General features: G+C 53.5%; 11 protein-coding genes. 3 read left to right on the top strand and 8 right to left on the bottom strand.

Features of this window, described 5'->3' with window-relative positions; translation table 11 throughout:
- Positions 1–6: 6 nt before the first annotated feature.
- From AC0VXT_RS05900 to aptA, 5 genes are all read right to left on the bottom strand, one after another.
- Complete coding sequence (locus tag AC0VXT_RS05900; RefSeq protein ID WP_475547896.1) at positions 7–1,164, bottom strand: ABC transporter permease; 1,158 nt, start codon at positions 1,162–1,164, stop codon at positions 7–9.
- Positions 1,161–2,090 (bottom strand): ABC transporter permease, encoded by a 930-nt coding sequence (locus AC0VXT_RS05895; protein WP_475547895.1) that lies wholly within the window; start codon positions 2,088–2,090, stop codon positions 1,161–1,163. The genes AC0VXT_RS05900 and AC0VXT_RS05895 overlap by 4 nt, the downstream gene beginning before the upstream one ends.
- Positions 2,080–2,871: an ABC transporter ATP-binding protein gene (locus AC0VXT_RS05890; RefSeq protein WP_028791527.1), complete on the bottom strand. Its 792-nt coding sequence runs from the start codon at positions 2,869–2,871 to the stop codon at positions 2,080–2,082. Before AC0VXT_RS05890 ends, AC0VXT_RS05895 begins: the two co-directional genes overlap by 11 nt.
- A gap of 213 nt (positions 2,872–3,084) precedes the next feature.
- Positions 3,085–3,921, bottom strand: coding sequence for a nitrilase-related carbon-nitrogen hydrolase (locus AC0VXT_RS05885; protein ID WP_430470676.1), 837 nt, complete (start codon positions 3,919–3,921; stop codon positions 3,085–3,087).
- A gap of 280 nt (positions 3,922–4,201) precedes the next feature.
- Positions 4,202–5,533, bottom strand: coding sequence for an omega-aminotransferase AptA (gene aptA / locus AC0VXT_RS05880; protein ID WP_475547894.1), 1,332 nt, complete (start codon positions 5,531–5,533; stop codon positions 4,202–4,204).
- A 475-nt stretch (positions 5,534–6,008) separates the two neighbouring features.
- On the opposite strand from aptA, the gene AC0VXT_RS05875 reads away from it, so the two are divergent.
- The 3 genes from AC0VXT_RS05875 to AC0VXT_RS05865 all read left to right on the top strand — a co-directional run bounded on the left by AC0VXT_RS05875 (position 6,009) and on the right by AC0VXT_RS05865 (position 9,393).
- Entirely contained in the window at positions 6,009–6,689 is a 681-nt protein-coding gene (locus AC0VXT_RS05875) for a TetR family transcriptional regulator C-terminal domain-containing protein (protein ID WP_475547893.1), read from the top strand.
- Between the two features lie 217 nt (positions 6,690–6,906).
- Entirely contained in the window at positions 6,907–7,698 is a 792-nt protein-coding gene (locus tag AC0VXT_RS05870; protein WP_475547892.1) for a substrate-binding periplasmic protein, read from the top strand.
- Between the two features lie 183 nt (positions 7,699–7,881).
- On the top strand, positions 7,882–9,393 hold the full coding sequence (locus tag AC0VXT_RS05865) for an alkaline phosphatase D family protein (protein WP_475547891.1): 1,512 nt from the start codon (positions 7,882–7,884) through the stop codon (positions 9,391–9,393).
- A 97-nt stretch (positions 9,394–9,490) separates the two neighbouring features.
- On the opposite strand, the gene AC0VXT_RS05860 is transcribed toward AC0VXT_RS05865, so the two are convergent.
- The 3 genes from AC0VXT_RS05860 to AC0VXT_RS05850 are packed head-to-tail and all read right to left on the bottom strand — an operon-like array spanning position 9,491 to position 13,477.
- Entirely contained in the window at positions 9,491–10,768 is a 1,278-nt protein-coding gene (locus AC0VXT_RS05860; RefSeq protein WP_412776776.1) for a Zn-dependent hydrolase, read from the bottom strand.
- 47 nt (positions 10,769–10,815) lie between these two features.
- Positions 10,816–12,093: an NAD-dependent dihydropyrimidine dehydrogenase subunit PreA gene (preA, locus tag AC0VXT_RS05855; protein ID WP_101302451.1), complete on the bottom strand. Its 1,278-nt coding sequence runs from the start codon at positions 12,091–12,093 to the stop codon at positions 10,816–10,818.
- A 22-nt stretch (positions 12,094–12,115) separates the two neighbouring features.
- Positions 12,116–13,477 carry an NAD(P)-dependent oxidoreductase gene (locus AC0VXT_RS05850; RefSeq protein ID WP_475547890.1) on the bottom strand — a complete coding sequence of 454 codons (1,362 nt, stop codon included), beginning with the start codon at positions 13,475–13,477 and terminating at the stop codon, positions 12,116–12,118.
- Positions 13,478–13,866: the final 389 nt, after the last annotated feature.

Genomic DNA, 13,866 nt, shown 5'->3' with positions numbered 1-13,866 from the left:
GTGCCTTTAATGGCGACGTACCCTAAAAGACGGATGCCATGACGTTGCTTTTCTCTCAACATACGCAACGGCCCCGTAGAAGGCGGTCCCCGCAAGGGCCGCCAGTGCGATTTCCGCCCAGACCATGTCGATATTCATGCGGCCCACCTCGGTCGAGATGCGAAAGCCCATACCAACAATCGGGGTGCCGAAAAATTCGGCGACGATTGCACCAATCAGCGCAAGCGTGGAATTGATTTTAAGTGCGTTGAAAACAAACGGCATGGCCGCCGGCAACCGCAGACGGAACAGTGTCAACCAATAGCCCGACGCATAGGTCGCCATCAGGTCCTTTTCAAGCTTCCCCGCCGCATTCAACCCGGTCACCGTATTCACCAGCATCGGGAAAAACGTCATGATCACAATGACCGCGGCCTTCGATTGCCAGTCAAAGCCAAACCACATCACCATGATCGGCGCGACCCCAATGATCGGAAGTGCGGAGACCATATTGCCCAGCGGCAAAAGCCCGCGTTTAAGAAACGGCACACGGTCCACCGCAATCGCGACCAGAAACGCCGATCCGCAGCCCATGACATAGCCACTGAGTGCTGCCTTGACAAAGGTCTGGTAGAAATCGGCCATCATGGTGTCGGTCGAAGAAACGAAACGTACCCCGATCATGCTGGGCGGCGGCAGCAAGACCTGCGGCACCCCAAAGCCCGACACAACAACTTCCCAAACAAACAGCAACCAGACGCCAAACGCGATGGGCACAATAATATTGGCCGATTGCTGTTTGACGGTTTCAAGGCTGTGGTAATTGGCGATCACATCAATCGCACGCCAGACAAACGCCCAAAGCGAAATGATAAACAGCCAGAACCCGGTGCTGGCATAGCCCGCCACACCGTAATCATACAGCGCATCAATCGCCTGCCAGGCGCCAAACACCGCCACCGCCAGAAGGATCGCGGCATGCAGTATGGTGCGCACACCAATCCAGGTGAACGCCGCCCCGGCAATCACGCACAGCGCCATCGCACTGGCAAGACCGGGAATATCACCGACAAAGGCAACCTGTTTACCCGTGTCACCATCAATGCCCGCCAGCGGGAAAATCAGGGCCAACAGGGCAGCAACGGCACCAACAAGGCAGAATTTATCAAGCTTTACCTGTGTCATGCGTTTACCCCCATCCGGGCGAGAACACGCCGTTCACACCAGCCAACAATCACCACCATCATAGCGGCCAAAAAGGCTGCGGTGAACAATGCCGACCAGATTTGAATGGTTTGGCCATAATACGATCCGGCAAGCAGTCGTGCACCAAGCCCAGCTTGCGCACCCGTTGGCAATTCGCCAATAATCGCGCCGACCAGACTGATCGCAATCGCAACCTTTAAGCTGGCAAACAGGTACGGCATGGCGGATGGCAACCGCAGTTGCCAGAATGTCTGCCATTTTGAGGCATTATAGGTCCGCATCAGATCAAGCTGGATCACCTGAGGGGATCGAAGGCCTTTAACCATGCTGATCGTGACCGGGAAGAAACAAAGATAGGTCGAAATAATCGCCTTTGGCACCAGTCCCTTGATCCCGATCGCACCCAGTACAACGATGACCATCGGCGCAATGGCAAGGATCGGGATGGTTTGTGACGAAATTACCCACGGCATCAGGCTTTTTTCCAGCGTCATGACATGGACAATCCCCACCGCCAAAACAATGCCCAGCAACGTCCCAATGCCAAAGCCCAGAAGGGTTGACGAAAGTGTCACCCAACTATGATAGACCAAGGACCGCTTTGACGTGATCTTGATCGCAAAGATGGATTTATACATCTCCTCGACGACTTGATGCGGCGCAGGCAGGATTGGACGTTCCTGTGCCAGCGTATCTTCAATCAGCTGACTGGTCGTCCATGTTTGATCCGCCCGGTCATATCGGTCGATCTGGGTCGGCGCATTCATGAAAACCGCACCGACGTACCAAAGAACCAACAGGGCCAGCAGAACAACACAGACCGGTCCGCTGTGCCCCGACATCATCCGGGTCCAAAGCGACGGTCCAGTAACTGATCCCGACAGGGTTGCGGTGTTACTCGTCATGGCCATGCCCCGCGCGCAGTCCTTCGCGTACCCGATGGGCAATCTCAAGGAATTCCGGCGTTTCGCGTATGTCGAGTGTTCGGTCCTTGGGAAATTTGGTTTCGATCACATCAATGATCCGCCCCGGACGCGGTGACATCACGACAATCTTGCTTGAAAGATAGACCGCCTCGGGGATGGAGTGGGTGACAAAGGCCACCGTCTTGTTGGTCCGCGCCCACAGCTTCAAAAGCTGTTCGTTCAAATGATCACGGACAATTTCATCCAACGCGCCGAATGGTTCATCCATCAAAAGCAAATCGGCATCAAATGAAAGCGCACGCGCAATGGACGCGCGCTGCTGCATGCCGCCTGAAAGCTGCCATGGGAATTTCTTTTCAAACCCGTTGAGTTCCACAAGCTTGAGCGCGTCATGGGCGCGTTTGATGCGTTCTTCCTTGGACAGGTCCATGATCTCAAGCGGCAAAGTCACATTGCGTTCAATGGAGCGCCACGGCAACAATGCCGGCGCCTGAAATACATAGCCATATGCGCGCGCTTCACGGGCCGCCTCGGGCGAGACGCCATTGATCGAAATTTCGCCGCCGGTGGCTTTTTCCAGATCGGCAATCACGCGCAAAAGCGTTGTTTTGCCACAGCCCGACGGACCAATGAACGATACGAAATCACCTTCTTCAATCGTAAGATCAACTTCTGACAGCGCGTAGACCGGGCCATCAGCCGTTTGAAAAGTCAGCGATAAATCTTTGATATCAACAACGGCTTTTTTCGATGCGGGCATCGCGGCAACGTTATCAACAACTTGTTTTAGCGTCATGGGGTGTCCCCTGATCGTATGTCTCTCTCGGAACCAAAAGAGTTTCTTTTGGCACACTCGATGGAAGCCTCCCTCAGGGACGTTGCCCTGAACTTTGCCGGAATTTCGGGGTCATTGCCCCATATGTCGGTCAAAGCAAAACGGCGAGCGGGTTTCCCCGTTCGCCGGTATTCAATGTCAATTTCCGTCTGTCAGTCGGGTATAAGTCGAAGGACGACGGTCGCGGAAGAACTGCCAGTTATTGCGAATTTCACGCACCATCGACATGTCCATGTCATGGACCAGCAGTTCGTCATTCTCACGCGATGCCTGTGCTTCGATTTCGCCGCGCGGATTGACGAAATAGCTTTGGCCATAAAACTCGCCAATATCCCATGGCTGTTCGCGGCCAACCCGGTTGATCGCCCCGATAAAGCAGCCATTGGCAACGGCAGATGCGGGCTGTTCGAGTTTCCAGATATATTCTGAAACCCCGGCAACAGTGGCCGATGGATTGACGATATATTCCGCCCCATTTAAGGCCAGCGCACGCCAGCCTTCGGGGAAGTGACGGTCATAGCAAATGTAAACACCAAGCTTGCAATACTGGGTTTCAAACACCGGCCAGTTTGACGCACCGGGTTTAAAGAAGAATTTCTCCCAGAAACCGGCGACATGGGGGATATGGGTTTTGCGGTATTTACCAAGATAGGTGCCATCGGCGTCAATCACCGCAGCGGTATTGTAATAGACCCCGGTGATGTCCTCCTCATAGATTGGAACAACAATCACCATTTTGTATTTGGCCGCCAACTCGCACATCAGTTGCGTGGTCGGGCCATCGGGGATCTTTTCCGCCGCTGCATACCATTTCTTGTCCTGACTGGGACAGAAATAGGGCTGGGTGAAAACTTCCTGAAAACACAGGACCTGCACACCTTTTTTACCCGCCTCTTCGATATAGGGCAGATGTGCCTCGATCATGGCTTTGCGGATTTCTTCGGGGGTCTGATCGGTTGAACCTTTCAGGCTCATTTGAATCAGGCCGCCTCTCAGCTTTGACATCCGAGATAACCTCCTTGATCTGATATTTTAATGTCCTTTTGCCGGCTTATGCCGATCTTCGGACTTATGTCCAATCGCGCCCCAAAGACCCATTTTTTATGCGGATCTAATTCCCAGTCGGGACGCGATCAGAAAAATCGCGAAACAGATGTTTCCTCATCATGCGCCGATCTGCTGTCGTTGTTGTAATCAGCAGACCGGGCTTTTGTCCCCTGCCCGATCCGGGCAAGGGACATAGATCAACGACCAATCAGTCGATTTCTTTAAGCACTTCGCGCAGCGTGCCAAACAGCTGATCAATGTGTGATTTTTCAATAATCAGCGGCGGCGACAGCGCAATGATATCCCCGGTGGTACGGATCAGGATGCCTTTTTCAAACGCCTTGAGGAACGCGTTAAAGGCACGCTTGGTCGGGAATCCTTCGATCCCTTCAAGCTCAATCGCACCAATGAGGCCAAGGTTACGGACATCCTTGACCAACGGAAGGTCGATCAGGCTATGGACCGCATCTTCCCAATACTGGCCAAGTTCCTTGCCCTTTTCATACAGACCGTCTTCTTCATAGGTCTCAAGGGTGGCCATGGCGGCCGCACAGGCAACAGGATTGCCTGAATAGGTGTAGCCATGGAACAGCTCGATCATGTTTTCCGGGCCAGTCATGAAGGCATCATGAATATCATCGGTGGCAAACACTGCCCCCATCGGGATGGTGCCGTTGGTAAGGCCCTTGGCCGTTGTCACCAGATCAGGCTGAACCCCGAAATAATCCACCGCAAACGGCGCGCCAAGGCGACCGAAACCAGTGATGACTTCATCAAAGATCAACAAGATGCCGTGTTTGGTGCAAATTTCACGCAGGCGTTCAAGATATCCCTTTGGCGGGATCAAAACGCCGGTGGAGCCTGCAACCGGCTCGACAATCACGGCCGCAATGGTTGATGGGTCATGCAGCGCGCAAATGCGTTCCAGATCATCGGCCAAAAAGGCCCCATGTTCTGGCATGCCGCGCGTCACACCGTTTTCTTCTGGAAGGTATGTGTGGCGGATATGATCAACACCACCCAGCATCTGGCCAAATGTTTTGCGGTTGCCGGAAATACCACCAACCGAGATGCCGCCAAAGTTCACACCATGATAGCCGCGTTCACGCCCGATCAGGCGGGTGCGCTGGCCGTCGCCGCGTGCACGGTGATAGGCAAGGGCGATTTTAAGGGCGGTCTCAACCGATTCAGAACCAGAGTTGGTATAGAACACATGATTAAGGTCCCCCGGCATGATCTGTGCCAAACGATTGGCAAGCTCAAACGCCTTGGGGTGGCCCATCTGGAAGGCTGGTGCATAATCCAGCTCGTCCATCTGCGCCTTGACCGCTTCGACAATTTTCGGACGTTTGTGACCAGCGTTGCAGCACCAAAGACCCGCGGTCCCGTCAAGGATCTGGCGGTTGTCATCGGTTGTGTAATACATGCCTTCGGCCGCGACCAGCATACGCGGGGTCTGCTTGAACTGGCGGTTGGCCGTAAACGGCATCCAGAATGCCGAAAGATCATTCGGCCGGCTGATTTTCGTGGTGGCTGTCATAAAAGGTCTCCCGTACCTTTTCGCATTGCTTCCCTGATATCGGTCGGGGGACTTTCCCCAATCGCCGACACCTGACTTCTTCATCCAAACGTATGTTTTTCATCCAGCCCAAAGACCAACGCAGTGACCGAAATGTCGAACATTTTTAATTTGGGGTTGTCCGGCATGCGGACACGCAAAAATCGTTAGCATGAGACACGCCCATGCACTAGAGCTTTAACACCACCGGGGAATTGTTTCGAATTTTCGACCGTCAAATGCCATTTTAGGAACCCTGATTTTTGTTTACGGCGCCTTTTTTCTGTTTATCTTTCATCGGGAGTGTTCGATATTTCGGACAAAACCGACTCTGGAACCCTTTTTCGGGTCCCCAAAACATGACGCGCATAAAAAAGTTTCTTTTGCATATTTAAGGTAGAGGTTATTTTAACCTGACCAAACGGTCAAGATAAATGACGCAAATCAGAGAGCATGAATGACCCCACTTAAAACCGGCTCAAAAACAGATAGCAAGACAGCGGTAAAACCGGCGCAAAACGGGGCACACAAAGCCGCCATTCGCCAGGAAAACGAAGAGCAAATTCTTGCTGCCGCCGAGAAGGTTTTTGCTGATTACGGCTTTAAGGGGGCCACCACCGCACTGATTGCCGAAGTTGCCAACGTCCCCAAGGCAAATGTGCACTATTATTTCAGCACCAAAGAAGCGCTGTATCGCCGGATTATGGAAGACGTTTGTGATCACTGGCTTGAAGCGGCCATGACGTTCGACAACAGTGCTGATCCGGCCATTATCTTGCGCGGATACATCGAAGCCAAAATGGATTTATCGCGCGCGCGCCCTTACGGCTCGCGGCTTTGGGCGCATGAAATCATTCGTGGGGCAAAATTCTCGTCTGATTACATCTCGACCACGGTGAAAAACTGGCTTGATAGCCGCGTTGTCGTCATTCGCGGCTGGATTGCCGAGGGCAAGATGGACCACATAGAGCCCTACTCACTGATGTATATGATCTTTGCCACCACCCAGCATTACGCCGATTTCGGTGCTCAGATCGAGATTTTCAATAATGATCAGCCACTGAGCGAAACCCAATTCGCCGAGGCCAAAGAAAATGTCGTGCGCATTATCCTCAAAGGCGTTGGACTGGACGGATAATACATCAAAGATCGGCTTGAAAGCGCGGCTTGTCCACCTCTTGCCCCACTTATGGATAGTTGCAAGCCCCACCCGCGGAACAAACCTATAGCAGCAGATGTTGATATAACTTCCGCCGAGGTCAGAAATGGTGTGCAGGCACCCGCGATCAGGTACGGCTGGCTTTTTTGATGCTGCTTTATTTGTTGGTGCCTTATTTGTTGGCGCCGGGAGTATTTTGTCGATCAGCAGCGCGATTGCCGACGAACCCGACGCCTCCAATGATCAAATGACACGTTCTGTTGCCCTACAGGGATGTGAAACCATGTCTGTTGGCGGTGCTGAAGGCTGGGAACCGATCACCTATATCGACAATCAGGGTCGGCAGTTGGGCCTTGCCATCGACATCCTTGATGACTATGCCGCGCAACATGGCATTCACCTTGACCTCATGCTTGATATTCCCTGGTCACGATCAATTCAAATGCTGGAAAAGGGTGAGATTGACGTCATTGCCGGTGCCTATTTCACCAAGGAACGCAACCGTATTTACTCCTATAGTGCGCCATTCGCCTTTGACGATGTCATGGTTTTCCAGCACCGTCAGAACCGGTTTCCAATGAACAATATTTACGATTTGATCGGCTATCGCGGGGCACGTCCGCAAGGTGGAAGTTATGGCGATTACATCGATCATTACGCCGAAACCAGCCTTGATATGATCTATTCCCCGACAGGAAACAGAATTTTCGATGTTCTTATCAATGGCCGTGCCGATTATGTGATGCTGGGCCGCTATGACGGGCTCACCAACCTGTATAAAAACCATCTAGAAAACGTGATTGAACCCGCAGAACCCCCACTGACCCGCAATAAAGTTTTGCTGGTGTTTTCGCGCCAAAGCCCCTGCGCGCGGCATATTGCCGCAATTAATCTGCTGATCAACAGTTTGACAGAAGACGGCACGCTTGAAAGATGGACAACCAACCACCTTCGCGGCGTTATGAATGAGACGCCCTCAGACAGTTAGGGCATCGAGCGTTGCCTCAGATCATGTTGTTTCGGCAACACCCCATCATGACTGGCCCCCTTTGCGTCAAAACCGCCCGGCCACCGAAAAAAAAGCTTCAGAACAGGCGTTCAAATCTACTTTAAATTGCAATATATTGGCGACCCAAAGCGGGCATAAAATCAAAACAAAGGGGCGGGCACGATGAAAATCCTGATGGGACCGGTACTTTCATTTCGCGGTTATGACGCGGCAACAAACCGCTGGAAACTCAGTGCGCTAATGGTGACCAAAAACAGGCCGCCCGGCGATATTTTCTTTACCGGCGATGTCCAAGTTCCCACCGCCAGCGCGACCCTCCTTTGGCAACTTGGCGACCGTGCGGCGTACAGTTTTTCCTTTGAAGCGCCGCTTACAGATACACCCACCACGCTGACATACAGTCCGGCGCCGGACACCTATTTTGATGTTCATCTGCCACCCCGCGGCCATGCACCAAACATGGCCTATGCATCGTGCAACGGGTTTTCATCGCAAAAGGTGATGAAGGGGGTTGAGGTTAAAAACAAAATGTGGCTTGAGATGGCCGGGCGCCATGATCAAGCCCCCTATCATCTGATGCTTTTGGGCGGGGATCAGGTCTATGCCGATTCCGTTTGGGAAGTGGTCCCCAGTATCAAGACATGGAACGCCTTACCCAATGCCAAGGCCAACAAGGCAAGCTTTACCAAACCGATGGAAAGCCAGCTCGAAAAATTCTATTTCGATCTTTACACCGAACGCTGGGCCCAGCCCGAAGTCGCGCAAATGATGGCGACCGTTCCGGCAATTTCGATGTGGGACGATCATGATATATTCGATGGCTGGGGCTCCTATCCACCCGAACGTCAGAATTGCGATGTGTTTCAGGGCATCGGCAAAATCGCCACCCATGCCTTTGGCGTTTTTCAGCACCATCTTGCCGATGATCCCGAAAATACAGCCCCCTATCTGGCCCCCGATCACGGGTTTTCGGTCGGCCATATTGTCGGCAGCACGGCGATCCTGTGTGTTGATATGCGGTCCGAGCGCACCCAAAGACAGGTCTTATCGCCCGATCACTGGAACCAGATATATGACTGGCTCTCAAAGCTTGAAAACATCGACCATCTGTTTGTGATGTCGAGCATCCCGGTTGTCTATCCGGACTTCAATGTGCTTGAAACCTTGCTCGGAGCCGTGCCCGGCCAACAGGAACTTGAAGACGACCTCCAAGACCATTGGAGCAGCCGAAGCCATAAGGGCGAACGCAGCCGCATGGTCCATCGCCTGTTTAAAATTCAGGAAACCGGCATCCGGGTGACGATCCTGTCGGGCGATGTGCATGTCGCGGCCTTTGGCATGCTCGAAAACAACCGGACCGAATACATTGGTCAGACGCGGGTGATCAATCAGTTGATTTCATCGGCAATTGTCCATCCGGCACCGGGCAAGATGGTGCTGTTTGCCCTGACCCATTTGCTTGATAACGAAAAGGAAATCGATCCGTCGATCATATCGCGGATGGGCACATTCCCCGGCACCAACACCAAGTTTGTCGGTGCGCGCAATTTCCTTAGTCTTGAACCCGACACAAGCCGGGCCCGCCCGCGCTATTGGGCACACTGGGTTGCCGAAAACGAAGACGAGCCCTTTACCAAGGTCATCCATCCGGTCGAAAACGAATTCCCCGTATGATGCCCATGGCCGAAATAGAAAACGGGCGGACCGGATAACCGGCCCACCCGCAAGGACGGCTGCATGGTCAGCCGTCCCGTTATTTTCGATGCGAAACTCAGTCGGATTTCGCCATCACCGTTTCATCGGCCTTGGCCAGAACTGCACTCAAAAGAACCTGCCCACCGGCGTCAGACCAGTGTTTATGGACTTCTTCGATTTCGTTATGGGAAATGCCATCGACACACGGGATAAAGATCATCGCGGTTGGACACACCTGGGCCAAATAGCACGCATCATGCCCGGCACCTGAAACGATTTCCCGCGCCGAGAAACCACCAAGTTCGGCCCCCTTGCGCACCGCATCAACACAGGACGCATCAAACGGGATCGGCGCGTAATAGAAAATATTGTCCAATTCGCTTTCAAGCCCGATGTCTTTTGCGATTTTTTCCACACCTTCGCGCAGGGCCTTGTCCATGTCTGACAGTACCGCATCATCGGGGTGACGGAAATCGACCGTAAAGGAAACCTCGCCGGGAATGACGTTGCGCGAATTGGGATGGATTTGCATCATCCCCACCGTCGCACAGGCCAAAGGCGACCGATCCAGACCGATCTTATTGACCAGATCAACAACCCGTGCCGCCCCCAGCAAAGCATCTTTGCGGGTTTTCATCGGGGTCGGTCCGGCGTGGGCCTCGACACCGGTGAATTTGATTTCATACCAGCGCTGGCCTTGGGCATCGGTGACAATGCCAATGTCCTTGCCTTCGTCTTCAAGGATCGGACCCTGTTCGATATGGGCTTCGAAATAGGCCCCCATCGGATGGGCATCAATGGTCGGTTCATCCGGCCCCAAATAGCCGATACGTTTGAGTTCCTCGCCCATGGTTTTGCCATCGACATCGGCCCGGCCATGCCCGTATTCAAGATCAAATACCTTGGCAAAGACGCCTGACGACACCATCGCCGGGGCAAAGCGCGACCCTTCTTCGTTGGTCCAGCTGACCACTTCAATCGGGGCCTCGGTTTCGTATTTGGCTTCATTCAGGGTTCGGATGACTTCAAGCCCCGAAAGCACGCCATACACACCGTCATATTTCCCACCCGTGGGCTGGCTATCAAGGTGGCTTCCGATGACAACCGGCGGCAGATCGGGGTTTTTGCCTTCGCGACGGGCAAAGATATTGCCCATCTGATCAACACGGATCGAGCAGCCTTCGGCTTCGCACCATTTAATGAACAAATCACGGCTTTCCCGGTCCAGATCGGTCAGTGCCAGACGGCACACGCCGTCCTTTGCTGTTTTGCCGATCTTGGCCATTTCCATCAGGCTGTCCCAAAGGCGATCACCATCAATCGACAGGTTACGTACACTGGGTTGAACGGTCATTATCTAGTCCTTCTTGCTTAGTCACGTGGCGCTGGTGGCCTGATGGATTATTCCGCCGCGGCCCGCATCGGGTTAAGCGGATGTTCGGGCCATGTCATCGGTGGCTTGTCGGTTTTGACCGGCTCCATGGTGATACAATCAGGGACCGGGCAAATGTGGTAACACAGGTTACAGCCAACACATTCCTCGTCGACCACCTCAAACACGCGCCCGCCTTCGGGCTTGTCGGTCATGGTAATCGCCTGATGGGATGTGTCTTCGCACGCGATATGGCACCGGCCACATTCGATACAATTGTCGGTGTTGATCACCGCCTTGGTATCGTAGTTCATGTTAAGCTCGTTCCAGTCGGCAACCTGCGGGACGGCGGCCCGGGTGAACTGTTCGACACTGGTATAGCCCTTGTCGTCCATCCACTGGCTCATGCCGTCAATCAGGTCATCCACAACCCGGAAGCCATAAATCATCGCAGCGGTACAGACCTGAACCGCGTTGGACCCAAGCGCCATGAATTCGACCGCATCTTTCCAGGTAGTGATGCCACCAATACCGGAAATCTCAAGGTTCTTGGTTTCCGGTGTGCGGGCAATTTCGGCAATCATATTCAGCGCAATCGGCTTGACCGCCGATCCGCAATAACCACCATGCGTCCCTTTGCCATCGACAACCGGCTCGGGGATCATATTGTCGATATCAACCGAAATGATCGAGTTAACAGTGTTAATCAATGACACCGCATCTGCCCCGCCCTTATAGGCGGCCTCGGCCGACCACAGGATGTTGGTGATGTTTGGCGTCAGTTTGGTAAAGACCGGGATATCAACCGCATCCTTAACCCAGCGGGTGACCTGTTCGACCATTTCGGGTACCTGCCCGATGGCCGAGCCCATGCCGCGTTCGCACATGCCGTGCGGGCAACCAAGGTTAAGCTCAATCCCGTGCACCCCGCTTTCGGCGATCTGCTGGGCAAGGTCCTTCCAGACACGTTCCTCAATCGGGGCCATCATTGATCCGATGATGACGTGATCAGGGTATTCTTTGCGGCATTCACGGATTTCCTGAAGGTTCACCGCCAACGGGCGGTCAGAAATCAGTTCGATGTTGTTAATGCCCAAAAGACGGCGGTTTTGATCATGATGCGCGCCATAGCGCGACGATACGTTGATCACCGGCGGATCAATGCCAAGGGTTTTCCAGACAACCCCGCCCCAGCCTGCTTCAAAGGCACGCACGACGTTGTATTTCTTATCCGTCGGCGGTGCGGACGCCAGCCAGAACGGGTTTAGTGAATCGATCCCGGCAATTTTACAGCTTAGATCAGCCATGTTCTCTCTCCCTGTACTGGCGTTATGCGCTGGCGGTTTTTAAAAATGCATCGATGGCAACCGCGGCCTGTTTGCCGTCCTCGACCGATTGAACGGTCAGGTCTTCGCCACTTTTGATGCAATCCCCACCGGCAAAGACGCCGGGCGCGGTCGTTTGATAGGTATCATCGACAATGATTTTACCACCGGTGATTTCCATCCCGGCAAGGTCATCGGGTTTGATTTTTTGCCCGATGGCTTTTAAAATCTGATCGGCGGGAACGTCGAACGTTTCACCCGTCCCCACCAGCTTGCCACTGGCATCAAGCTCGGTTTTTTCAAACGACATGCCCATCAACTTGCCATTGGCCTTGATCGCGACGGGCTTTGCCCAATAGCGCACAACAACACCGTTGGTTTTCGCCAGATCCTGCTCAAACTCGGTCGCCGACATGTTTTCAGGCCCGCGACGATACACAAGGGTGACTTCGCCAGCGCCAAGGCGCTTGGCCTGAACCGCGGCATCAATGGCAGTATTGCCCCCGCCAATGACGATCACGTTATTGCCGACCGGCATATCGGATTTCGGTTCGGTCTGACGCAATTGCTCGATGAATTTAATCGCGTCATCAACGCCGGGGAATTCTTCGCCCTTAAGCCCAAGATTATTGGTCGCGCCAAGGCCAACACCGACAAACACCGCGTCATAGGAATCTTTGAGTGCCTGAAGATTGATATCCCTGCCAAGCGCCTTGCCGTATTCAATGCGAACACCACCAATGCCAAGCAGGAATTCAACTTCGCGTTGGGCGAAATCATCGGTCATCTTATAGGCGGCCAAACCATATTCATTAAGGCCGCCCGGCTTTGCCTTGGCTTCAAACACCGTCACATCGTGGCCCAGCATGGCGGCCCGGTGCGCGCACGATAGTCCGGCGGGACCAGCACCGATAATGGCAATCTGTTTGCCGGTTTCAGCCGCCCGTTTGAACGGATGGGGCAGATCGCGCGCCATTAAATGATCAACGGCAAAGCGTTGCAGGCTTCCGATTTCAACAGCGGTATCTTCGGCGACATTGCGTACGCAGGCTTCTTCACACAGAACCTCGGTCGGGCATGCACGGGCACAGGTGCCGCCCATGATGTTGGCCGACAAAATGGTTTTGGCCGCACCGTCGGGATTGGCTGTGCTGATTTTGCGGATGAAGCTTGGAATATCGATTGATGTCGGGCATGCGGTGACACATGGCGCGTCATAGCAATACAGGCAGCGATTGCTTTCTGCCATGGCCTGTAGGGTGGAATACGCCGGATGCAGATCGGAAAAACCGTCATCGGTGTGGCTGTCTGCAACACTGTGGTTCGCACCGGATTTCTGGGCTTGCTTGGCCTGCAAGATGGTCATGTGTTTTGTCTCCCTGCCTAAAAGGCGTCCTCTCCTGACGTCATCGAGAGACAAAACAAGAATGCAAATACGGATCGACCGACAGCCAAAATGATGACCCCAAAATCGGGATCAGGATGGATTTATGGCGTTACGCGGACGGGCGGGCCCGACCAACTGTTGATCTTCACGTACGGACATTCTTGGCGTATCCGTCCGGCATTCGCCGGACTGTTTCCCAGTATTTGATCTGCCGCGTCTTTATGTTTTCGGGTTTATCCCCGGTTGAGTACGCGTGCAGATGCCTCTCTCTGACAGATACAGCATGTCCAATCCTGATCATTTGGTCAAGATTAAAAATGCGAATTCTTGTTTGACCCCGAAAACACCTGAAATCTCCCCGAAAACCG

This window comes from Thalassospira sp. Z349TD_5 (assembly GCF_056173045.1).
Note: the sequence above shows the minus strand (reverse complement) of the source record. Positions and strands in the feature narration are given on the sequence as shown.